The following is a 22,571-nucleotide window of genomic DNA, read 5'->3' on the forward strand; positions in this document are numbered from 1 at the left end:
GCCGGCAGGACCGGCCCCCTGTGTCGAACCGGACAGTCGGTCTCACACGCCGCCGGTGACGCACGCCGATGCGCACGTGGGGTCACAGCCGTCGTCGGTTCCGTTGGTGCACGGGTTCAGCGCCGAGTCCGCAGGGAGGTCGGTGATGACACGGAGTTCGAGCACGAACGGATCGTCAGTGGTGGGCATCTCGGTCGTCGTCATGAGAAGTGGTTCCCCTCGTTGTTCTGGTTGGATCACCATCAACCTGACGTGAAAACGTTGTGCGACAGCGTTCACGCAGGAACTCGTGGCACCGCGTCGACTGCGTCCCCCGCAGGGGTGGACGGTGAGGACCCGGTTGGGTGAAGAGCACGCGCGGCGCACGGCACACGGCCTTGCCAGCCGCGACCGGCCCGCAACGTGATGACCGCGGGCGAGGTGGCTATGGCGGCGCGGGTCAAGCAGTATTCACAAACCGGCCACTGGCACCAGGTGAACGGCCCGGTCGGGGCGGGCAGGCACAGGGCGCGGCACAGCGCCCGGTGACGAGAGCCGAGATGAGCGGAGCCGTACGCCGGCGCGTCGGTGGCGACGAAGTGCCGCTCGTCGGTGAAAACCCCTGGCAACAAGCGAACATCGCTCATGTCCTTCTCCTAGGGGCAGGAAGCGCCGGCAACGCGGCTTCATCGAGGTCTTGTCGCCGAGCGCGGATGAGGTCCACGACACCAGCAGGGCCGGGTGTGCCTCTAGGCTGAACAGCGACTCACAGTGGGTTCACGCCCACTCACGGTCGAAGAAGGCGAGGTGTTGTCGTGACCGGCGGGGCGCATTCGACCAGTGGAGACAACGGTGAGGCCAACAACTTCTCAGCAGAACTGGCCCGTTGGCGCGACGTGCGCGGGTTGTCCCGCACGGCTCTGGCGAAGCTGATGGGCTACGACCGCTCGTATGTGTCCAAAGTGGAGTCCGGACATGAACGACCGTCTCGGGAATTCGCCCTTCAGGCCGAATCCGCGCTGAAGGCCGGTGGAGCGCTGCGCACCGCGTTCCGCGAGTACGAGGCGAGCCGCACCGGCAAATCCCGACAACCACTGCCGGCCACACAGGCCGACCAGCCTGGCGTCGGCAGCCTGGTGGTCGACCACGACGACGCCACCCTGCACTACGACGGGCACACCTATCGGCTGACCCAGCGCCGTCACCTGATCAACGGTGGTGCCGAACCCATCAACCGCTACCTGATCCGCATCTCCGTCGACCGCTACCCTGGGGATCCCGAACGGTCCAACCGCCTTTACAGCGCCGATCCCCTGACCTGGGACGAAATCAACCTGCACGCCTGGCACGGGCAGGACCGGTCGGAGCCGATGAGCTGGAGCGCTCACCACGACCGCGACGCCTTCAAGGAAGTCTGGCTGCACTTCGCCGGCGACACCGGCCACTTCCCGCTCTACCCCGGCGAGTCGACCTGGATCGAGTACGAATACACCGTCCGCGACGAGCACTGGGGCAACTGGTTCCAACGCGCGATCCGGCTGCCCACCGCGAAGCTGTCGGTGTCGCTGAACTTCCCCGCCAGCCTCACCCCGGTGGCATGGGGCCTGCACACCTCCATGACAGCCGAAGCCATGCCTTTCCCCACCGCCATCGACCGCACCACCGACGACGACCGCGTGATCTTCGCCTGGTCCTGCCAAGACCCGCCTCTCCACGCCCGCTACCGACTGGAATGGGACTTCCGCAGCCACAAGACCGCCGACACCGCCGCACCCGCCCGTCCCAGCCGCACCATGGCCGCCCTCGGCGTGGTCCAGGACGGCGACCCACTGCTGCGCCGGACAGCTCGCCCCTTCGACCTGCCCACCGAGGCCGAGGACGCCCGCCGGGTCATAGTCGAACTGCACTCCGCCGCCGAACGCATCGCCCACGCCCACACCTTCGGCAAAGGCATGGGCGTCGCCGCGCCCCAGCTCGGCATCGACCGCGCCGCCGCCATCGTGCGCCCACCCGGTGCCGACCAGCCGATCACCCTGCTCAACCCCGTCATCATCGAGACCGGTGCCGAGACCGACGAGCAATACGAGGGCTGCCTGAGCTTCTTCGACGTCCGCTGCCTGATACCCCGACCACTACAGATCCACGTCGAACACACCGACATCACCGGCGAAAAGAAGATCACCGTCTTCGAACGCGGCATGGCCCGCCTCGTCGCCCACGAAGTCGACCACCTCCACGGCACCCTCTGCCGCGACCTCCTGCCCCACGGACGACAGCCCATCCCCGTCGAACAGTACCGAGGCACGGGCCACACCTGGACCTACGGCGGATCCGCGTAAACACCACTCACAACATTCGGCGATACTCCGACCAACAGCTACGCCGATCGAGTCGGACACCGTTACGACTTTAATCCCAAGTCATGGAATTGGTCTCAGCATGGGCTGAACCCCACACTTTCGTGCCACAGCAAAGGCGTGAAGCGCGCTGACGCCCCTCGACGAAACCCGCCTGGAGGCCCTGGATGAGCAGTTGATCGACCAGGTCCGCCAGGCCCGCACCAGCGGCTCAGGCTGACCGACGAAGGTGGGATGCTCTAGCAGGAGCGCAGCATCAATCGGGTGCAATCCTCGCCAGCTCCGAATGGCGGGACTGTTTCAAGATCGGTGTGTCCGGCCCGACACGCCGGGCCTGGGGTCCGGCGGGATGGGCACTGTGAGTGATGACATCTGAGCTTGTGGGCGCACGGAAGAGCGAGACCGGAACCGGGCGGCAGCTGTCGCCGGAGCAGGCCGCCGCGGCGGCGATGGTGGCCGAGGCCAAAGCACAAGGGCTGGCGTTGACCGGTCCGGACGGCCTGCTCAAGCTGTTCACCAAGAACGTGCTGGAGACCGCCCTGGCCGAGGAGATGACCGAGCATCTCGGCCACGAGAAGAACCGGGCGGAACCCGGGCGCGAGTCGACCAACGTGCGCAACGGTACGCGGTCGAAGACTGTGATCTCGGACGCGGCCGGCGAGGTGGGGATCGAGGTGCCTCGGGACCGGGAGGGCACCTTCGAACCGCAGATCGTCAAGAAGCGGCAACGTCGCCTCACCGATGTCGACGAGATCGTGTTGTCGTTGTACGCCAAGGGATTGACCACCGGTGAGATCTCGGCGCACTTCGCCGAGATCTACGGCGCCTCGGTGTCGAGGGAGACGGTCTCTCGCATCACGGACAAGGTCGTCGCGGAGATGAACGACTGGGTGGGCCGCCCGCTCGACGCGGTGTACGCGGCGGTGTTCCTCGACGCCATCGTGGTCAAGGTCCGTGACGGCCAGGTCGCCAACCGGCCGGTCTACGCCGCGATCGGCGTCACGGTGGACGGGCGCAAGGACGTGCTCGGGCTGTGGATGGGCACCGGCGGCGAGGGCGCCAAATTCTGGATGAGCGTGCTGGTCGACCTGAAGAACCGCGGCGTGCACGATGTGTTCTTCCTGGTCTGCGACGGGCTCAAGGGCCTGCCCGACGCGGTGGCGAACGTGTGGCCGCGGACCGTCGTGCAGACCTGCGTCGTGCATTTGATCCGCAACACCTTCCGGCTGGTGGCCCGCCAGGACTGGGACGCGGTGAAACGGGGCATCACCCCGATCTACACCGCCCCGACCCCCGACGCCGCGGCCGCCGCGCTGGAGGACCTGGCGGAGCAGTGGGGCCGTAAGTACGGGGCGATGATCCGGTTGTGGCGCAACGCCTGGGACGAGTTCGTGCCCTTCCTCGACTACGACGTCGAGATCCGGCGGATGATCTGCTCCACCAACGCGATCGAGTCGCTCAACGCCCGCTACCGCCGGGCGATCCGCGCCCGCGGGCATTTCCCGACCGAACAGGCCGCGATGAAGTGCCTGTACCTTGTCACCCGCAGCCTCGACCCCACCGGAACGGGCCGCGCCAGGTGGACGATGCGCTGGAAGCCCGTGCTCAACGCCTTCGCCGTCACGTTTGGTGACCGCTGGCCGAACGCCGAAACCTACTGATTAACAACGCCGGACACACCGATCACGAGATAGACCCCGAATGGCTGGCGCTCGCCTCACAGCCGGTGTTGCGGATGCAGTAACCGTACGGGTTGCGATCCTCACCAGCTCCGAAGGGCTGGCGCTGGGCTGCCTGATCAGGTGCTTTCGTGAGTGGGGAGCTGAGCATGAGGTGTAGTTCCCACGTGTTGGTACGACACGCCGTGTGCAGGTTGGGAATCTCTCGGCGTGTCTTGTCACGCTTGGGGTTCCCAGGTGGTGGACCGGTTGGGTGTCCGGCGGAGTCCGTGTCCCGGTCACCGCTTCCGTTGGATGCGGAGCCATACGGACTTTCAGATCATCAGGGCGCCGTCGTGTGGTGGTTTTGTGGCGCTGCCGAGGTGTCGGGTGGCGTGGAATGTGCCTCGGTCGAGGTGGTAGATCCTGACTGAGTCGAGGGTCGTGTCGATGGTTGCGAGTAGCCGGGCTTCGAGTTGGAGTCGTTGCGAGAGTGTGCAGACGATTTCGAAGGCGGATTTCTGTACTCGGTGTCCGACGCCTTCGCAGATTTTCGCGACGTGGCGGAGGCGGCGTTCGCCTTCGGGGTTGGTGGTGTCGACGTCGTAGGTGACGAGGAGTTCCATCAGGTGACGGTCCAGGGTAGGGAGGTTTCGCTGGTGCCGCGTAGGTGGCGGGCGAGCAGGCGGGCTGGGATCAGGGGGATGAGGGCGGCCGGGATGTCACGGCCTGTGCCGGTGTGTGGCCATGGGCCTTCTCGGGCTTGGCTCCAGTGTTCGAGGAAGGTTCTGCGTCCGTCGTCGGTCAGTTGGACTGCGCCGCCTGGCGGTGTTTCGGTGTGGTGGTCGCCGCTCTGCTCGCGGTGGATCAGGGTGAGAGGGCATTGCCAGTGCCAGCCCTCCGGGACTGGCGAGGATCGCGACAACGTAGGCAGGCATCGGTCGGGGCTACTGCCCGGCCCCCCGCTGCTTCGTTCGGTTGCTCATCTCGGCGACGCTGGGTCTGTGGGCGCGATCTTGTCGGCGCTCGCCTCTATCGTCGAGGCGACGGCGCAGAAGCCGCCGCATCGTCGACCGGATCGCCCGTCCGCTGCGGCATCGACCGGTGACAGTCTGGGCTGCTATCGCCGGGTCGTGAAACGCAACTTTGCCCGAGCTGTTGGACTGTCGGCGTCTTTCACCTCGCGACGAGCGAATCCCGGCAACTGCTGGGCATTCCTCACCCTTGCCGTCTTGGACAGCTACAGGCGACTGATCAATATAACCGCAGAGCGCACCGTGTTAATGGATGACCTTGGTGAGGGTGACGCCGGTGGGCAGTGTGTCGTCGTCGATGGAGACGGTGTAGTCGTTGAATCCGCGTGGTGGGGTGTCGGGGTTGGTGAGGGTTGCGGTGATGCGTTCGGTGAGGCGGTGGGCGGGTGCGGCGCCGAAGGCGTTGGGGTGGGTGAAGACGTAGAGGCCGCGGGGGGTGAGTCGGCCGCGGGTGGCGGAGCGGTCGTGGTCGAACATCATTTCGAGGGTGCGGTAGAGGAGTTCGAGGTCTTTGGTGTCGACTCCGGTTTTGCGGGCGTGGTTGGCGGAGTAGTAGAGCTCGGCGCGGTAGAGGCCGTAGGGGACGGTCCATTTGCCGCCCATCTCGGTGGTCTCGCCTTTGTCGATGTCGGCTTGGCGGGTTTGGGTGACGCGGGTGATGGCGTGGTCCATAGGGAGGATGGGATCGATGCTGCGGGCCATGGTGACCTGGAGTGGGCCGCGGATTTGGCCGAGGGCGTTGGTTTTGCCGACGGACAGGACGGCTCCGAAGAGGCGGATGTCGGCGTAGCGGTCGCACAGCCAGGCGCGGGCCTGGTCGGCGTCGTCTTTGGTGATCTTGGAGCCGAGTTTGAGGCCGGTGGCTTCGTAGGAGGCTTCCAGGCGTGGGTTGAGGGCGTGTCCGGCCTGGACGAAGATGCCGTAGCGGGGGTCGTCTTCGGCGGCGAGGGTGAGGGTGTCGCGGATCTTGCGTTTGAGGGCGACGTCGGTGACCAGACCGTGGCCGGATTCGTCGTCCATGCGGGGGCGGTTGCCGGCGTCGGGGTCGCCGTTGGGGTTTCCGTCGGTGACGTCGAAGAAATAGACGATGTCGTGGCGCACGGTGGGGTCGAGGTGCGTGGCGGTGGCGGTGCTGGACATGGGTGTCCTCGGCTTTGTTCGGGGTGGGGTCGGTGGTCAGGCGGTGGCTGTCGGGGAACCGTTGTCCGGAGTGCTGTCGGTGCCGCCGTCGCCGGTGGTGGTGCGGTGGCCTCGTTGGTGGTGGTAGCCGAGCAGGAACTGGGCCTGTTGGCGCAGGTTCATCGCGGCGGGCAGGCCTTTGCCTTCGGGGATGAGGGCGAAGACTTCGTCGAGTCGCCGGTCGAAGTAGTTGGCGAGGCCGGGCTTGCTGCGGCGGAGTTTCTTCTGCCAGGCCTTGGCGTTGCGGCTTCCGGTGACCAGCGCGGCGCGGGGGTTGGTGATGGCTCCGCTGAAGAAGCGGTCGCCGTAGGTGCTGTTGACGCGTTCCCCGGAGCCTGCGGCGTGTTGGATCTGTTCGAGCAGCGCGAAGGCACGGCCGGCTTGGTAGGCGGTGTCGGTGGTGCCCGGGTCGAGGTCGGGCATGATGGTCTCCTTGGTGGTCTTGCCGTGGACCAGGGCCAGGCGAAGCAGGGCGGCGCGGCTGTCGTCGAGGTGGCCGTCGGCGCGTATACGGCCGATCAGGTGCGCGAGCACGGCGGGTGGGATCGGCTTGTTGCGCAGGGCGGCGCCGAGCAGTTGTTGGTGGATGTTGTGCGGGCGGGCTCCGCCCGGGATGCCGAACTCTGTGTAGCGGTTGCGGTCGCCCTGCCAGCGGCCGGTGGCCAGCGCGAGTTTCCACAGCGGGTGGTGGCGGCGTCCGGTGGGCCAGGCGGGGGCGATCTCGTGGTGGTCGAACCAGGCGGCGATGTTGCGCTTGAGTTCGATCAGGGGCATTTCGATCCAGTCGCGGACCATGATGCGGGCGATGTTGCCCGCCACGGTCAGGGAGCAGAACATTTCAACGTCCGGCGGGTTTTCGTCGCGTCGGCCGGTGTGGACGGTGGACAGCAGTGCGCTGACGTCGTCGGGGTCGGCCTGGTCGAGGGTGGTGATCGGGTCGTCGTCGACCTCGCCGACGTACCACCAGGACACGCGGCTGTTCTGGCCGCGGGGGGCGATGCTGTGCGGGGAGGACAGCACCGCGACCAGGCCGGTGGAGATCGCGTCGCCGCAGCGGAAGCAGATCGGGGTGTGTTCCAGGCCCGTGGTCAGCCCGTAGCCGAACACCCGCTCGTTGACGCTGACCAGGGCCGTGTCGTTGCTTGCGCCCGGCACCAGACGTCCGGGGACCTTGCCGGGCACGGTGTCGACCAACTCTCTATGCCGGCCGCAGACCAGGCACAGGCCGTGTCGGGTGCCGCTCTTGCCGCCTTTGCGGGTGGCGACCTCGGCCGACCAGAACTCGATCACCGAGTCGCTGCGGCACGCCAGGTCACCGTTCACGGCGATCACCACACCGTGCTTGGCCGACACCTCCTCCGGGCGCACCAGCCGGGTCGCCGCGCCCGAGCGGTAGAACTCGGCCACGGCCTGGGCGGTCTCGTCGTCACGTCCGGTGTCGCTGGCCGCCCATTTCTCGATCAGTTCGACGAACGCGGTGTGGCACTGGGCGACCCGCTCGGGTTTGGTGGTCTCGTCGCCCCACCCGAGCACGTACTGGGCGTCGTCGGCGGCGAGGTTGGCCACCACTCCGACCGTGCGCACGACCGCGGGGACGGTGAGCACCAACCCCCGGTCGCGCCGCTGCTCGTCCTTGAGCGGAGCCAATCCGCCGAGGGGCCGACCGGCCAGGTCCAGGTCCAGGCGCCACCGGAACTCCCGTTCCCGGTGAAAGGGGCGGGCATGTTCCAGCCTGGTGTCGGAGTACTCGACCAGACGTTGCAACAGCATCAGGCCATCCCCCTGTCCACGGGCAGGAGGCCGGCCGACCTGGCCTCGCCGTCCACCGGATCGGGGGAGACACTCGCCGCGGGGATACCGTGGGCGGGCACCTTCAGCACGCCGCCGCGCATCCGCGCCTCGAACCAGGTGAACGACACCGGGTTGCTGCCGTGGTCGACGCTGTGCAGCATCAGGCCGAAGTCCTCGTCACGCTGGATGGGCCGTTGGTCGTCGGGTTCGCCGAAATAGCCGGTGAACTCCCGCGTCCCCAGGTAGGGCTGGGTGAAGCAGCGGCCTTTGGCGACCCGTCGCCGGAACTGGTCGCGATAGGCCGCCACCGGCTTGTCTGCTTGATCGGCCAGGTCGATCTGGGCGTGGATGCGGTAGGCCACATCGCGCAGGCACACCGCGTTGCGTTGCACCCGGTGCGCCACGGTGTCCACCCGCCGGCGACCCGACACCGCGTCGGTCAACGACGCCAGGTCGGTGGTTTCGTTACGGCGCTGGGTGAACTGCACGATGGGCCGCAGCACCTCGATGAGCACTACCCGCCACCGCATCTCCGGCTTCCAGAAGACCGACTCCAGCACCCCCACCGCGGCCGACGGGGTGATCACCGGGTAGCTGACCCGTTCGACCTTCAGCTCCGGACGCGTGAACAACGCTCCCGGACCCCACACTTGCACCACCAAGGGCACCGGCTCGGAGTGCTGCGCTGAATCGGTCATCGCTTCCCTTCACTGTCGGGCTATTCAATGGTCGTAACAGGCGGCAATCCGGGTGCCCGCCACCGAGCGCGTATGGCAGGCGACCCGGATCAGTTGGACTCGCGACCGATCAAGCCGAGTCGCCCCGTGCCGGGCCGGCGTTCCTGGTGCTACGCAGTTCGAGTCGGCGCGTGATCGTGCCCCCTCGTCGGCTGCGGATCATGCGGATCTCCCAACGGCGACCGCCGATTTCGATGGCCATGCTGCCCCATCTCTCCTACCTGGGTGACCGGTCGGCCACCCTCCGCTTGCAGAGAGTCATGGTGCACGTGATCGACCCCGAAGACAAGTTCTGGTAGGGCGGCGTTTTTTTCTGGTACGGCGGGTGCTGCCGGGGTGGCGATCCGGGCCGACGAGAGGCATCGATGGGCGTCGAAACACCTCGGGCCGGAACCCGAGGGTTCCGGCCCGAGGTCATGGTGGTGCCAGGCAGCACCCCGCCATATCAATTGCGATCCTCGCCAGCCGCCCATCGGGCGACGCTGACGCCTGATGGGGCAGCATAGGCGCCTGTCGACGGGCCGCCTGTCGGAGTCGGAGTGCAACAAGGCGCCGCAGCCATCACGTCACCGCAGTTTCATCAAGGCCGAGATCAACGTGATAGGGCCCGAGCCACTCGTGGAGATCGCCGACCACCGGGCGCAGTTTCACGCGGACGGCGTCGGTGTCGGCGATGCGTCGGGGCAGCATCACGGTCCAGCGCTGGAGTCGCCGGAGAGCGGCGAAGCGTGCCTGCGGGACGTAGCGGGCCTGCCGGAGCAGTCGCCCGATCCTGTCGCTGTCCCCGCCGGCACTGATGACGACAGGAAGGTCGTCCTGGTCGATCATCCTGAACGCCCGACGGGGGTCGCGGCGTACCGAGTCGGCCAGCGCCACCAGCGGGCCGTCCGCGACCGCCGGGAAGTCCCAGTTGCGGCGGTGGTACTGCACGAGTTGTCCACGCGGAAGTTTCCGGTGCTCGGTCACAGGCGGGGCGTCCAACTCCAGCGCCTTGTACAGATGGGGGTAGTAGCGCGCCAGGGCTTGGAGGTCGTCCGGTTGCGATTTGTCCGCGCCGAAGTAGTAGCCGCTGACCGCGATCGCCGGGCCGTAGTCACCGGGGCGCCCGCCGTCGGCGAGGTCGACGACGACCACCTCACCGGGGATCTCCCCGCCCTCGCGGTTGGCGCGGCCCGCGGCCTGCAGCAGCGAGTCCACCGGTGCCATCGCCCGATAGACGACCGGGAAGTCGACGTCCACCCCGGCCTCGATCAACTGGGTCGACACGACCAGCAACGGCCCGTCACCCGTCAACGTGTCTTCGATGGTCTTCAGCGCGGCCCGCCGGTGGTCGGGGTGCATGCGGGTCGACAGGTGCACCACCCTGCCCTCGGTGCGTCCGGAGACCATGCCGAACAGGCGGCGTGCGTCGTCGACGGTGTTGAGCACGACCAGCGCCCGGTGCCTCTGCCGCACCTGCTCGGCCAACTCCGCCAGCGTCGGTCGCGACCACCAACGAAACTCCACCCGCCGGGCCTGCGCGGCCATCCGCACCGGGTCCGGCACGATCTCCGGCACGGCCAGCCCGTGCCACGGCGACAGACTCTCGAACACCGGTTGCGTCGCCGAGGTCAACAACACCGTCGTTCCGAAATGCTCCGACAACGCCCGCAACGCATCCAGGATCGGCAGCAGCAGCGCCTTGGGCAACGCCTGGACCTCGTCCAATACCAGCACCGCGTTGGCCAACCGGTGCAGCTTGCGCATCCGCGATGGTTTCCGCGCGAACAGCGAGTCCAGCAGCTGCACTGTCGTGGTCACCACGAACGGCGCGTCCCAGTTCTCCGAGGCCAACCGCTGCCACCGCTCCCGCCGCGCCCCGGCCGGAGTCGCCCTGTCCTCATCACCCAGATCCACATGCGAGTGGTGCTCCAACACGATCCGACCGCCGTCGGCGTCCGCGTCGTCACCATCACCGCCATCCACGCTGTCGCTGTCCGCATCGACCGGGCGGAGGTCGAGGAGTCGGCGGAACACGTCCGCGTTCTGCTCCGTGATCGACGTATAGGGCACCGCCACGATCACCCTGGACTTGCCGTGCTCGGCGGCGTGGTGCAGCGCGAACCCCGCCCCGGCGATCGTCTTGCCTGTGCCCGTGGGAGCCGACATCCGATACACCCCCGGCTTGCCCGTCGCCGCTGCCACCGCCGCGGTGTACAACTCCTCGCGCAAGTCGTGCATCGACGACTTACGGCCACGCTCCTCGGCCTCGGCACGACGCACGGTCAGATAGTCCAGGCGACGCCGCTCGAAACGGTCCCGCAACTCCGCCATGCCGATCCCGGCGCCCAGCGTCGGTTGCGCCCTGCGCAGGAAGTGGACCGCAGTGTCCAGGAAGTCGGCGTCGACCAAAGCCGAGTAGGTCAACCGCACCCCCAACTCCCGCACACCTTGCCGTTTCCGCCACGACTCGGGCAGCAGCAACGGACCGTCGAGCACGGCTCGCGCCTGCGGCACCGCCTCCAGGAAACGCTCCACCGCCTCGCCATCGTCCGCCTCGCCCGGCTGACGCAGCATCTGCCGCAACTCGGTCGAACTGGGCAAACCGCCGTGATGTCCCCACACCATCAGCGCCGCCGCCCACGCCGCATGCCGGTCCCCCGGCACAGTCGCAAGCAGGCGCGCACCCAGATCCTTGTGCGGAACACCGACCCGTTCGTCGGTTCCCTCCACTCTCGACAAGCCGTCCTGCCATGCTCGGCGGGCCTTGCCGGCGTCGTGCAGCAATCCCGCCGCGTACGCCAACCCTCCCGCACCGAACACCGACGCGAACTCTCGCGCCAAGCTGGCCGTCGACGGCGAATGCTCATCCAGCCCTTGGCGGATCATCTTGTCGTTCGCACTATGCGCCCACACACGATCCCTGAGTGCCGTGTCCTCGGTGGGCAATGCCGGATCCAGTTCGGGTTTACTGACTCGTGCATTCAGGGTGGCCGTGTGGTGGATGCCGACAGCACGCGAAGGGAGCGAAGCCGCTGGCGCCTTCGTCGGATCATCGGGGACTCGGTCGACGCTCGGGACTTGGAACGACGAGTCGCCAGGCAGAATCAACTCCGGGCAGGTCCTATCCGGGAGCGCCGCAGAACCTCGCTCGGCTTCCAGGAGTTCGACCGCGCGCGGGGGCTCATGGGCATGTGGGAGGACCAGGTCGGCAGCGGGTCGGAGAGCGGCGATGTCCGAGTCGATCAGAGTGGCCTCGTGGACGAGACCGTCCAACTCCTGTCGATCCATCGACTCGACCGCGTCGAACACCGAGGCCAGGTGAGAATGTATTTGCTGTGTGGACGGTGGGTTGTAGTCGAAGGACGACGGGACGAACGAGTCGCGGTCGTCCTCGTGGTCGTTCGTGTCCTTATTCGTGTTGGGCGTGCTCATGCCCGCCTCCCTCCACTCCGCGGCCCGTACCCCGCCGACAGCGGCGAGCCCTGCAAGTCCTCCGCGATCCGTTTGATCAACCGGTAGGCCGTGGTCGTGCTCATCCCCAGCGCCGTGCCGATCTCCGCGTAAGTGCATTCGTCGACCGCATAGGCCACCACGGCGCGTCTGTCCCTCTGTGGCAGCGACCGGATCAGCCGTTGCATGTCCAGCCGCAAAGCCACGTCATCCTCGGTACCCGCGGCGAACCGATGGAGGATCAAGGCCTCCTCCCGGCGGGCCAACTCGTCGGTCGCCGCCGCCAAGGCCTGGTCGTCCACCGCCAGCGGGGCCTCCCGCTGGGCGAGATAGGACTTGAAGACTCGATCCGCCGCGGCGAACAACCAGGCATGCAGGTTGACCGGTTCCCAGCCGGGTTCCCGACTCCGTTCGGCCGCGTAGCGCTTGAGCGTTTCACCGGCCAGATCCTGCGAGTCCGACTTCCGGCGAAGGCTCAGCCGTTGCCAGAACCAGCGGTCGAGGACCCGAAAACCCGTGGCGAGCGGGATACCGGGCGTCTGCCCAGACCACCGCTCGTCGTGGTCGGACCTCGTCACGATTACAGGTCCTCCGTGACGTGGCCGATGCGGATGGACCACTCCACGCCGTGCTCTTCTTTGGCGTTGACGTAGACGGGCCAGCCCTGCACCGCCAATGTGGCGGCGACGGCCGTCATGGTCGCTGCGCGCTGCGCGGCGAGGCGAACTTCGCCACGGACGCGGACCGCAGTGCCAGCCAACCCAACCAGCCTTCTGGGGAGGGAACCAACCCGAACGGGAAGGCTTCGAAGGGATCGATCGCGGTCACAACGTCTCCATGCTCACGCAGCAGGGATGAAAGATCCTTCACCCTCTGAGTCCCTGGAACAGGCGCCGATTTTTCACATCCGACGAAAGTCGGGGTCGCGTACAACGCTCCGCCCACCGATCGACACTCTCGACCGGCAGTACGCCTCGGAAGCGCACCGTCGGCACTCGCTCGGCGTCCGGACGCCGGTGCGCGACCAACCGGAACAGTCGACGGGCGTGACCGACGGTGTTGACGATCGCCAACGCCTGCCGTCGCTGCACCACACTGCTGTGCGATCGCGTCCAGCATCGGCCGGGGATCGACCTTCCACTCGTAGCGGACCCGTCGCAGGCGGGTGAACGACTCCACCGGCGAGTCGACCAGCGATGTGATGTCCAACTCCCGCCACACCCGCAGATGTTCGAAGCTCGGCTGGGTCGCCGACGCCAGGAGCACGGTGGTGCGAAAATGCGCCGCCAACGTCCGCAGCACGTCCAGAATGGGCACCAGCAGCGGTATCGGCAATGACTGCACCTCGTCGAGCACCACGACCGCGTTCACCAGTCGGTGCACCTTCCGCGACCGCGCCGGCTTGCGCCCGAACAACGAGTCGAACAACTGCACCGTGGTGGTCACCACGAACGGCGCGTCCCAGTTCTCGGCCGCCAACCTGACCCGACGATCGTCCAACTCGGCGTTCGAGTGGTGCTCCAGCACCGCCTGCTCGCCCAGCAGCTCCCGGTACACCGCGGCGTTCTGCCCGGTGATCGTCGTGAACGGCACCGCCACGACCACCCGCGCCCTGCCGTGCTCGGCCGCGTGGTGCAACGCGAACCCCGCCGCGGTCATCGTCTTCCCCGACCCGGTCGGCGCCGGGAGCCGATACACCCCCGGTCCGCCTTTCGCCAGGCGCACCGCGTCCTCGTAGACCCGCGTACGCACCACGTCCACCCCGGACGGAACACCACGGCCGTCGAGCAGGCGTGCACGGTTGGCCTCGAACCTCCGCACCAACGCCGTCATGTCCGCCGGCGGCAGCACCCCGGGACGCACCCACCCGTGGTGGTGGGCGGCGGTGTCCAGGTGGTCGGCGTCGACCAGGGCCGAGAACACCAACCGAATGCCCAACTCCCCCACCAGACCCGACTCCGCCCACGACTCCGGCAACAACGACGGGCCCGCCGACAACCCCCCGCGCCTCCGGGACCTCGGCGAGGAACCGGTCCAGCGTCTCCCGCGACTCCGGCGTCCACTCCAAATCGACCAGGTCCTGCCGACGGCCGAGGCCACCGTGATGCCCCCTGAACCGCCATCGCCGCAGCCAGCGCCCGATCGCGCAGCATCAGCGCACCCAACTCCTTGTGCGGAATGCCCACCCTGTCGCCACTGACGGCGACCTGCCGCAACTTCGCCTGCCACGAACACCCCGCCTTACCAGCGTCATGGACCAACCCCAACGCCGCAGCGAGGGCACCCGCTCCGAAAGAATCCGCAAAACCACGGGCCAACTCGGCCGTAGAACAAACATGATCCACCAACGGATGCCAGGAACCGGTGGCCCTACTGGGACTGTGCGCCCACACCTCAACAAACACCTTCCACGCCGCCGTCCCCCGACGAACGACGCGACCATAGAGACGAGCACCGACAAAACAGACCACCCAGACCCCACACCACCCACATGAACACCCGAACGGAGCAACGAACCAGGGCGATGCAGGGCAACAGCCCGACCGATGCCTGCCTACGTTGTCGCGATCCTCGCCAGCCCCGCAGGGCTGGCGCTGCCGTGGAGTAGCCAGACGGCAGGTAGCCACCCTGGTCGTTGCGATCCTCGCCAGTCCCCGAGGGCTGGCGCTGCGGTGCGTACATCACGTGCTCACCGCCGGCCGTAGTTGCGATCCTCGCCAGTGCCGGAGGGCTGGCGCTGCGCCGACCGCAGCACGCTGCCGTATGCGGTGGTCGAGTTGCGATCCTCGCAGTCCCGGAGGGCTGGCGCTGCGGCTCGGCGAGCACGCCGCGGCGGTCGACCTGTGCGTTGCGATCCTCGCCAGTCCCGGAGGGCTGGCGCTGCACGACGTGCCGAACGTCCTGCTCGTCCAGCGCCTCTGGGTTGCGATCCTCGCCAGTCCCGGAGGGCTGGCGCTGCCGCAAGGTGCAGGTGGACTGGCACGCGACGGACTGGTTGCGATCCTCGCCAGTCCCGGAGGGCTGACGCTGCCGTGCGGCTCGATCAGGATGTCCACCAGGCGCCGGTGGTTGCGATCCTCGCCAGTCCCGGAGGGCTGGCGCTGCCCTGCCTCACCAGCCTAGACCTGGTAAGAAAGCTCAGGCGGGTGGTCATCCTCCCGCCATGTGGGATGACACGCCGGGGCGAGCTTCGGAACCGGTCGGCGTGTCGCGTCACGCTTGTGGTTCCGAAGCAGACACCGCACCACCGACATGGTCTCAGGCCTGTGGTGTACGCAGACGTCCTGCGGTGGCATGGAGCGGTTCTGCTGTGAGTGTGGTCAGGCGGGAAGCTTCGCCGGGGGCGGGGCGAGGACGGTGACGATGTCGCGGTTCGGAGTGCAGCCGTGGGGCGAGGGTGATGTAGCGGAGGTTGGTGCCGGGGAGTTGCCCGGTGACGGCAGCGTGAGCGGCGTTCGGTGGTGAGCAGGCAGCTATGGAGTAGCCCGGTGTCCAGGAGTTTGAAGCCTCGCCACCGCCGCACTCCGACCGGTACCTCACCGACAGCGGAACCCTGGTCCTCCTGCCGTCGCCGACACGCTGGCCGATGTCTCCAACACAACCCTCACCGCACTCCGGATGCATTCTGCGATGGTCAAGTCCTCGAAGCTTTCTCACGATGCCTACTCGACATCCCCGAGCACGAACATCATCGCAGTTCGGAGGGCAACTCGATGCCATACCGCCGGAACCGCAAGTGATCGGCGGACGCTGCGGGTAGGGTGAGGCCGCATCGGTTTCAGCCGGTATCCCACTCCGGGGAGGGGGAGCGGGTGCGCCTGATGGTCGTTCTGCGGGTCCGCGAGTTTCGTGCGTTGTGGATCGCGGAGTTGTTGTCGGTTGCGGGTGATCAAGTTGCCAGGGTGGCATTGGCTGTCCTTGTGTTCGAGAGGACGTCGTCTGCGGCTTGGACGGCGTTGACCTATGCGCTGACGTTCGTGCCGGCCCTGCTGGGAGGTGCGCTGCTCTCCCGGCTGGCGGATCGCTTTCCGCGCCGCGAGGTCATGGTGGCAACTGACTTGTGCAGGACGGTGTTGGCGGCGCTCATGGCTTGGTCCTCGCTCCCGCTGCCGGTTTTGTGTTTGTTGGTGTTTTTGCTGGCGATGTGCGGAGGACCCTTCAGAGCTGCACAGTTGTCGCTCCTGCCGGATGTTTTGGGCGATGACCGATATGTCGCAGGATTGGCCGTTCGCAATATCAGTGGCCAGATAGTCCAAATGGCAGGCTTTGCCGTCGGTGGAACGCTCCTGGCGATCATCAGCCCCTATGTGGCCCTGGGCTTTAATGCGGCAACGTTCCTGGTCGCCGCACTGGTGGTGCGGTTCGGGGTCCACTCTCGACCGGCACCATCACCGGTCGAGTCGAAGCCGTCGACGGCGAGCGGCGGTGGCGCGGCGCGGCTGATATGGAGGGATCGGCGCAGTCGGGGCTTGGTGGGCTTGGCGTGGCTGGTCGGGCTGTTCGTGGTGCCGGAAGGGCTGGCTGCCCCCTATGCGTCAGCTCTGGCGGTTGGTCCGGCTGCCGTCGGTGTTCTGATGGCCGCGGACCCGGCGGGCAGCATCATCGGGGCTTGGCTGGCTGTGCGCTTGTTTTCGGAGGAGACGAGGGCTCGGCTGTTGGCTCCCTTCGCCGTGTTGGCGGGATTGCCGCTGGTGCTCTGCCTGGTTGGCCCAGGGTTGGCTTGGTCGGTGGCGCTGTGGGCGGTGTCCGGAGCCTTCTCCACCGCGTATCTGATGCAGACGCAGGCCTCGTTCGTGAAGCGGATCCCGGATCACCGCAGAGGGGCGGCGGTGGGACTGGCCAGCACTGGCATCCAGGCGTCGCAAGGGTTCGCGATCCTTGCCGGGGGCGCCGTGTCCGACTTGCTCGGGCCCAGCACGGCCGTCGCGGCGGCGGGTGCGTTGGGAGTGGCGTTGTCGGCCGTGTTGGGGTTGTCGTGGCTTCGCGCCCGCCATGCTTGAGCCCGCCCCTGGTGACGGGGGTTGCGGGCGCGAGCCCACGAGGTCGACAACAGCTGTGTTAGTCACCAGTCCTTGTTCTGCACTGTCCACACCTCCCTTCCGCTTCCGAGCACCACCTTTATCAACCGGGGGTGACGATCCACGTACCAGCCGTTACAATCGACGTCCGGTCGGACGGGGGTGTTTGGCGTGACCATGGTCCGCCACCTACGTCGGTGGCACAAAAAACTCACCAGTCCTGGGCTGCCGGCTGCCGTGAGGTGTTGGACGGTGTGGTCGCTCCCCCGACCCGTGTTGATCTATCTCGTCCTGGTCGAAGCATCGGCGATCGTCCTGACTTGGATCTTGATGTCGGGTGGGCATCCGACGACCGGCGACTGGACGATGCTGGTCTTGATCACTGCATTCGGGGTGGTCAACGCTGAGGTGTCGCGGCATGTCGAGCGCGACCGGCGACGCTTCTCCGACACGCCCCACGTGAACCTGACTTCGGTGTGGACCTTCGCCGCGGCGCTGCTGCTGCCCGTCGGATTCGCGGCCCCGGTAGTGATCACCTTGTATCTGCATCTGTGGTGGCGAAGCTGGTACAAGGTCCACGGCGTGCACGCCTACCGGCTGACGTTCAGCGCCGCCACCGTCGTTCTCGCCTGTCACACCGCCGGCGTGGTGCAGCAACTTATCGGACCCCGATCGCTGGTTGTTGCGAATCTGCACGCCGTGTGGGGCATCCCGTTGGCCATCGCGCTGTACTCGCTGGTGAACTCCGGACTCATCGCCGGCGCCATCGGGCTCTCGGAGCGGGCGTTTCATCCTCGCCGGATCCTGGGGAGCGCGCGCGAGAATGCCCTGGAGTACGCGACCCTCTGCCTGGGCGTCCTGGCGGCGATCCTCCTGGCCTGGAAACCGGCCCTCATCGCGCTGTTCTTCCCGGTACTGCAGGTGATGCACCGCAGTGTGTTGATTCGTCAACTGGAGCAGGCCGCCGCGTCCGACGCCAAAACCGGCCTGCTCAACGCTTCGGCGTGGCACACCATCGCTACAGCGGAATTCGACAGAGCGCGTCGCGACAACACCACGTTGGGCGTCCTCATGATCGACCTGGATCACTTCAAGAGGATCAACGATCAGTACGGCCACCTGGTCGGCGATCGTGTACTGGAGGCAGTTGCCCACACGCTGAAGGAGGAAGTCCGGCGATACGACGTGGTCGGGAGGTTCGGAGGTGAAGAGTTCGTCATAGCGTTGCCTGGTGTCGAGGACAAGGAGATCGTCGACATCGCCGAGCGGATCTGCCAGCGCATCCGGTCGATGCGCGTCCAGGCGGGTTCGGAAGGGCCCGAAGTCGTCAGTGGCCTCAGCGTCTCGGTGGGCGCGGCGACCTTCCCCACGGCTGGTTCCCAGCTCGACCAGGTACTCCTCAGGGCGGACAACGCCCTGTTCGCCGCGAAGGACAGCGGGCGGGACCGAGTCCGTACTGCCATGGCACCCAACTGATCATGATGCGACGACGAGCTCGGTTCAGTCGGCGCCGCCTTCTCGACTGGTACGGCGACGATCACTTCCCGCTGTGAGCTCCTCCTGGTACTGCCTCGCCCACTTGATCAGTGGACGCAGTGCCGCAAGCAGGGCGCTTCCCATGTCGCTGAGCTCGTACCAGACCGGCTGGAAGGCCGCCTCCGGTCTGGAGCTGCGTAGCACCAGCCCGTCGCGCTGCATGCGAGCCAACGTGTCCGTCAGCACCTTCCTCGTGAGTGGCCGTTCGTGAGTGCGCCAGCCGGAACGCGCCTCCACAGCGTTGATCTGCTCCAACAAGTCACTGAAGATCAGCGGCCCACTGGCCAACGACGCCAACACCGCCGAGACCCACTGACCACTCAAGGCGGTCATCGCTAGATGCAAGCTCTGCCGGTAGGGGACGTCGTCGGCGGTCATGGTTGCAGTCTCCCTTGCGCGCCGGGAGTGCAGCAGGCAATTGCCCAAGTCGTAGGGGGCCGACACAAACGTTCGTCCGGACGGGTGAAAGTTGAGCATCCGTCCCCTGTTACGTCGAAGTGCCTCGGGGACTCACCTTGCGGTAACACCAACCGCCGAGGGTAGGGAGGAAGGGCCGAGGTCGACGCACGGCACTCCTGGAGGGCCAGTCATGGTCGCCAACCAGTCCTTCACCAGAAGGGCCGATAGGCCGACCATGACTGTCCCGCAACTAGTGGCGTCGGGGTCACGGAAATGGTTGCGTGAGCAAGCGGAGACAATCATGCATCTCATCGTGTATGCCGTTGCGGGCGGAGCCTGTGGCCCCTTCCTCGCTGCATGGACGGTGCGTGCCGTGGATGGCCCCGGCCTGTTCAGGACCGGCTGGGTGGCGCGGCGGCGAAGCAAACCGTCGGCGTGTTGTAGCCACAACCGTCTGTTCAGTAGGTGCGCTTGGCGCCGTCGGCGACACCGTAGGTTCCGCACAGCCGATATTCGTAGCGCTGGCAATATGCTGGATGGCCTGCACAGGGATCGTCCTTGCGTTCATCGACTACGACTGCTTGCGTTTGCCACACTCTGTCGTAGCGGCGATGGCAATCGGAGGGTTGATCTTCCTCGCAACCGCAGCTCTGCAAAATAACCACCTCCGTCACTTCACCGAGGTCGTAGTCCTCGGACTCATCGTATTCGCCAGTTTTCTCACGCTGGCACTGACAAGCCGCCGGGGCCTTGGATTCGGTGACGTGACCTTATTTGCGACCGTCTCGCTGTACTTGGGCTGGTTTGGCTGGAGGCACGTGGTTTACGGCATCTTGGCCGCCTTCACGTTGGGTGCCGTCACAGCCGTAGCGCTACGAAGCGCAGGAAGGATCGGGAGCCACGATCATTTCGCGTTGGGTCCGTGCATCATCGCCGGCGCACTACTGACCGTGTTGATACAACCGACGGAGGTCGCTGCATGAATCGCCGCACCATGTCGTTCCGCAGGTTACTCTATCCAGTAGTGGCTGTCGGACTGACTTTAAGTGGATGCACTTCCAGTTCGGAACCCGGCGGTGACGCAAGGGATGCGAGTATTGCGCGGGGAACTGTCACCGTTAGTACGTCGACACAAGCTTCCTCGGATCAGGATGTCGCACGTGGTGCAGCGGTTGCCGTATACGTCGCAATGTGGAGGGAGATGGCGAAATCTGGCGAGACTGCGGACTGGCAGTCAGCCGTGCTTGCCCAATACGCGACCGGCGATGCGCTTGGTGTGATCAATCGCAGTCTGTACACCGATCACCTCAACGGTGTGGTGTCCAAGGGGGCTCCGACGAACAATCCCCAGGTGTCCGGCGTGGAACCCGCTGCGAATCCGACCACGGTCATGATCTCGGACTGCAGTGACAGCTCGAATTGGCTGAAGTACAAGGACGGCCAGTTGCTCGACGACACACCGGGCGGGCGACGCTCGATCACCGCGGAAGTCAAGAAGCAGCAGGACGGCACGTGGAGGGTCACCCGCTTCGCCGTGGAAGGGGTGGGCTCGTGTTGAAACGATCAGCAGCTGCAGTCGGCCTGTCCGCGGCGGTCCTGGTGGCGAGCGCGCTGCCCGCGCAGGCGGACGACGGGTACGGCTTCACCGACTGCACCCAGTACCCCAACCCCGGTTGTGAACTCGGCGCAGGCAAGAACCCCCGGCCCGGAAACGGTAATCAGGGCAACGGGACCAACAAGCCCGACATCCCTGGACAGAACCACCCCGGCACCGGCCAGGCCGAAGCCAACGGTGACACGATCATCGGGGGCAACACCAACCTGGCCCAGTGCGGGTACGAACGCAGCAGCTACCAGGGCCCGCCACCAGGAGATGCGCAGCCGGCGGCCTTCCAGGTCCTGCCCAGGACCGGTGCGGTCACCGCGGTGCCCGCGGTGTACCGGCCGCAGAGCGGGCCAGCCACTGCGCGGGTCGCGGTCGCACAGCCGCGGTTCGCGCAGGCTCAGCCGCCGTCGGGTGCCTGGTATGTCTACAAGTGCACCGGGCCTGGCTTCGCGGATGCGCTGTACCGGCCGCCGGTGTGGATCGCGGACGGTCAGCCCGGCCCGGTACCACTGCCGTCGCCTGCTGAGCTCGCGGTGCAGGCGCGGAACCAGTTGCGGCTGCCCGCTCCGAAGATCGAGGCGAATCCGGCTGGCGATCAGCTGGTCAGCTTGCCGACCTGGTTGTGGCTGGACCCCAGCAGCTGGGGCGACGTTTCGGCTACCGCGTCCGTGCCGGGCGTGTCGGTGACCGCGGTCGCGAGGCCGACCTCGGTGACGTGGTCGATGGGTGACGGTGGCTCGGTGACCTGCACCGGCCCTGGCTCGCCGTTTCCTGCTGGTGGTGATCCGAAGAGCGCCTCGCCGGACTGCGGCTACACCTACAAGACCTCCTCGGCCGGGCAGCGCGCCGACGCGTTCCCGGTGACCGCCACGGTGAACTGGACCGTGACGTGGTCGGGCGCGGGCCAGGGCGGCACGTTCCCGAACATGACGACCTCGGCGTCGGTGGCGTTCCGCGTGGCGGAGAGCCAGGGAATCGCGACCGGCTGAACCAAAGCCTCCCTCCTCACGAGGGCGGGCGTGCACAACGAAACACCCCTGTTGAGCAAGGCACGTCGAACACCCGAGTCGACGCGTCGCGATGGCGTCATGCCTGAAGGAGGTCGGTGGTGACCACTACCGCAGGTTCGACCAGCACGGAGACGACGACGAGGAAACCGGCGTCGAAGAACGCGTGGGCCGGCCGTGACGGCAAGACTCCTTCGCGCTTGAGCGGCAGCGGTCGGCGCCGCAGCGTGCCCTACCTGCTGCTCGGTGTCCTACTGGTTCTGGTGTGCGCGGCCGGAGGTGTGTTCGCCGGAATACAGCTGGGTGACCGGGAAAGCGTCCTCGCGCTGGCCCGTCCCGTTGCCGTAGGCCAGATCCTCACCACGCAGGATCTCAAGCAGGTCAGCATCGCAGCGGACTCCGGTATGGACGTGATGCCCGCTTCGGATGCGTCGACGGTGGCGGGGCAGCCGGTCGCGTTCAGCCTGCCTGCCGGTTCGCTCGTAATCCGATCGGTCCTCGGGACACCGCAGATTCCCGCGCGGGGCATGGCAATTGCCGCTGTGGGGCTCAAGCCGGGCCAGTTCCCGCCCGACCTGTCGCCCGGTACCACCGTCGCGGTCCTCACCACACCGGGGCAGGGCACGACGACAGGAACGTCGACCGGCCCTGGGCAGACGTCGTCGTGGACCGCAGTAGTGGCCGGTATTGCCACGCGTGAGACCGAGCAGACCACGGTGTTGTCATTGCAACTGTCCGAGTCGGACGCTCGCGCGCTGGCTTCAGCGCCGGCGGGGCAACTCAGCTTGGTCGCGATCGCGGGAGGAGGCCGCTGATGCTCATCGCTGTCTGCTCACTT

At 66.8% G+C, this 22,571-nt stretch carries 18 protein-coding genes; 8 read left to right on the forward strand and 10 right to left on the reverse strand.

Annotated features, from left to right (window positions below; genetic code table 11):
• Positions 1–42: 42 nt before the first annotated feature.
• The gene (locus tag ACQPZF_RS35845) at positions 43–204 is read right to left on the reverse strand and encodes an FxLD family lanthipeptide (RefSeq protein WP_433264710.1); all 162 of its coding nucleotides are present in this window, start codon (positions 202–204) and stop codon (positions 43–45) included.
• Positions 205–794: 590 nt separating this feature from the next.
• Here ACQPZF_RS35845 and ACQPZF_RS35850 point away from each other — a divergent pair.
• Positions 795–2,318 (forward strand): peptide deformylase, encoded by a 1,524-nt coding sequence (locus ACQPZF_RS35850; RefSeq protein WP_433264712.1) that lies wholly within the window; start codon positions 795–797, stop codon positions 2,316–2,318.
• 467 nt (positions 2,319–2,785) lie between these two features.
• Positions 2,786–3,997 carry an IS256 family transposase gene (locus ACQPZF_RS35855; RefSeq protein ID WP_433274859.1) on the forward strand — a complete coding sequence of 404 codons (1,212 nt, stop codon included), beginning with the start codon at positions 2,786–2,788 and terminating at the stop codon, positions 3,995–3,997.
• A gap of 332 nt (positions 3,998–4,329) precedes the next feature.
• Here ACQPZF_RS35855 and cas2 read toward each other — a convergent pair whose 3' ends face one another.
• The 8 genes from cas2 to ACQPZF_RS35895 all read right to left on the reverse strand — a co-directional run bounded on the left by cas2 (position 4,330) and on the right by ACQPZF_RS35895 (position 14,794).
• The gene (cas2, locus tag ACQPZF_RS35860; protein WP_433264714.1) at positions 4,330–4,620 is read right to left on the reverse strand and encodes a CRISPR-associated endonuclease Cas2; all 291 of its coding nucleotides are present in this window, start codon (positions 4,618–4,620) and stop codon (positions 4,330–4,332) included.
• Between the two features lie 654 nt (positions 4,621–5,274).
• Positions 5,275–6,168: a type I-C CRISPR-associated protein Cas7/Csd2 gene (gene cas7c / locus ACQPZF_RS35865; protein WP_433264715.1), complete on the reverse strand. Its 894-nt coding sequence runs from the start codon at positions 6,166–6,168 to the stop codon at positions 5,275–5,277.
• A 36-nt stretch (positions 6,169–6,204) separates the two neighbouring features.
• Entirely contained in the window at positions 6,205–7,977 is a 1,773-nt protein-coding gene (gene cas8c / locus ACQPZF_RS35870; protein WP_433264717.1) for a type I-C CRISPR-associated protein Cas8c/Csd1, read from the reverse strand.
• Positions 7,977–8,696, reverse strand: a complete 720-nt coding sequence (gene cas5c / locus ACQPZF_RS35875) for a type I-C CRISPR-associated protein Cas5c (protein ID WP_433264719.1) — start codon at positions 8,694–8,696, stop codon at positions 7,977–7,979. The genes cas8c and cas5c overlap by 1 nt, the downstream gene beginning before the upstream one ends.
• A gap of 600 nt (positions 8,697–9,296) precedes the next feature.
• Positions 9,297–12,149, reverse strand: coding sequence for a CRISPR-associated helicase Cas3' (cas3, locus tag ACQPZF_RS35880; protein WP_433264721.1), 2,853 nt, complete (start codon positions 12,147–12,149; stop codon positions 9,297–9,299).
• Positions 12,146–12,745, reverse strand: coding sequence for a sigma-70 family RNA polymerase sigma factor (locus ACQPZF_RS35885; RefSeq protein WP_433264723.1), 600 nt, complete (start codon positions 12,743–12,745; stop codon positions 12,146–12,148). The genes cas3 and ACQPZF_RS35885 overlap by 4 nt, the downstream gene beginning before the upstream one ends.
• A 115-nt stretch (positions 12,746–12,860) precedes the next feature.
• Positions 12,861–14,105 carry a CRISPR-associated helicase/endonuclease Cas3 gene (locus ACQPZF_RS35890; protein ID WP_433264725.1) on the reverse strand — a complete coding sequence of 415 codons (1,245 nt, stop codon included), beginning with the start codon at positions 14,103–14,105 and terminating at the stop codon, positions 12,861–12,863.
• Positions 13,997–14,794 carry a CRISPR-associated endonuclease Cas3'' gene (locus tag ACQPZF_RS35895; protein ID WP_433264727.1) on the reverse strand — a complete coding sequence of 266 codons (798 nt, stop codon included), beginning with the start codon at positions 14,792–14,794 and terminating at the stop codon, positions 13,997–13,999. The genes ACQPZF_RS35890 and ACQPZF_RS35895 overlap by 109 nt, the downstream gene beginning before the upstream one ends.
• Positions 14,795–15,988: 1,194 nt before the next feature.
• Here ACQPZF_RS35895 and ACQPZF_RS35900 point away from each other — a divergent pair.
• On the forward strand, positions 15,989–17,167 hold the full coding sequence (locus tag ACQPZF_RS35900) for an MFS transporter (RefSeq protein WP_433274865.1): 1,179 nt from the start codon (positions 15,989–15,991) through the stop codon (positions 17,165–17,167).
• A 291-nt stretch (positions 17,168–17,458) separates the two neighbouring features.
• Positions 17,459–18,661, forward strand: coding sequence for a diguanylate cyclase (locus ACQPZF_RS35905; protein WP_433264729.1), 1,203 nt, complete (start codon positions 17,459–17,461; stop codon positions 18,659–18,661).
• A gap of 24 nt (positions 18,662–18,685) precedes the next feature.
• On the opposite strand, the gene ACQPZF_RS35910 is transcribed toward ACQPZF_RS35905, so the two are convergent.
• The gene (locus tag ACQPZF_RS35910) at positions 18,686–19,099 is read right to left on the reverse strand and encodes a winged helix-turn-helix transcriptional regulator (protein ID WP_433264731.1); all 414 of its coding nucleotides are present in this window, start codon (positions 19,097–19,099) and stop codon (positions 18,686–18,688) included.
• A gap of 557 nt (positions 19,100–19,656) precedes the next feature.
• On the opposite strand from ACQPZF_RS35910, the gene ACQPZF_RS35915 reads away from it, so the two are divergent.
• The 4 genes from ACQPZF_RS35915 to ACQPZF_RS35930 all read left to right on the forward strand — a co-directional run bounded on the left by ACQPZF_RS35915 (position 19,657) and on the right by ACQPZF_RS35930 (position 22,548).
• Positions 19,657–20,103: a prepilin peptidase gene (locus ACQPZF_RS35915; protein ID WP_433264733.1), complete on the forward strand. Its 447-nt coding sequence runs from the start codon at positions 19,657–19,659 to the stop codon at positions 20,101–20,103.
• Positions 20,104–20,321: 218 nt separating this feature from the next.
• A complete protein-coding gene (locus ACQPZF_RS35920; RefSeq protein ID WP_433264735.1) occupies positions 20,322–20,678 on the forward strand; it encodes a hypothetical protein in 357 nt (118 codons plus the stop codon).
• 41 nt (positions 20,679–20,719) lie between these two features.
• Positions 20,720–21,715, forward strand: a complete 996-nt coding sequence (locus ACQPZF_RS35925; protein WP_433264736.1) for a hypothetical protein — start codon at positions 20,720–20,722, stop codon at positions 21,713–21,715.
• 119 nt (positions 21,716–21,834) lie between these two features.
• Positions 21,835–22,548 (forward strand): SAF domain-containing protein, encoded by a 714-nt coding sequence (locus tag ACQPZF_RS35930; RefSeq protein WP_433264738.1) that lies wholly within the window; start codon positions 21,835–21,837, stop codon positions 22,546–22,548.
• The last annotated feature ends 23 nt before the right edge of the window (positions 22,549–22,571 follow it).

Source organism: Actinosynnema sp. CS-041913 (genome assembly GCF_050942485.1).
In the GTDB taxonomy this organism is placed as follows: domain Bacteria; phylum Actinomycetota; class Actinomycetes; order Mycobacteriales; family Pseudonocardiaceae; genus Actinosynnema.

Coding starts and splice junctions, on each gene's coding strand:
- ACQPZF_RS35900 (WP_433274865.1), top strand. CDS start 15,989: ATGGTCGTTCTGCGGGTCCGCGAGTTTCGTGCGTTGTGGATCGCGGAG.
- cas8c (WP_433264717.1), bottom strand. CDS start 7,977: ATGCTGTTGCAACGTCTGGTCGAGTACTCCGACACCAGGCTGGAACAT.
- ACQPZF_RS35855 (WP_433274859.1), top strand. CDS start 2,786: ATGGTGGCCGAGGCCAAAGCACAAGGGCTGGCGTTGACCGGTCCGGAC.
- cas2 (WP_433264714.1), bottom strand. CDS start 4,620: ATGGAACTCCTCGTCACCTACGACGTCGACACCACCAACCCCGAAGGC.
- ACQPZF_RS35845 (WP_433264710.1), bottom strand. CDS start 204: ATGACGACGACCGAGATGCCCACCACTGACGATCCGTTCGTGCTCGAA.
- cas7c (WP_433264715.1), bottom strand. CDS start 6,168: ATGTCCAGCACCGCCACCGCCACGCACCTCGACCCCACCGTGCGCCAC.
- ACQPZF_RS35920 (WP_433264735.1), top strand. CDS start 20,322: ATGGCGAAATCTGGCGAGACTGCGGACTGGCAGTCAGCCGTGCTTGCC.
- cas5c (WP_433264719.1), bottom strand. CDS start 8,696: ATGACCGATTCAGCGCAGCACTCCGAGCCGGTGCCCTTGGTGGTGCAA.
- ACQPZF_RS35915 (WP_433264733.1), top strand. CDS start 19,657: ATGGCCTGCACAGGGATCGTCCTTGCGTTCATCGACTACGACTGCTTG.
- ACQPZF_RS35910 (WP_433264731.1), bottom strand. CDS start 19,099: ATGACCGCCGACGACGTCCCCTACCGGCAGAGCTTGCATCTAGCGATG.
- cas3 (WP_433264721.1), bottom strand. CDS start 12,149: ATGAGCACGCCCAACACGAATAAGGACACGAACGACCACGAGGACGAC.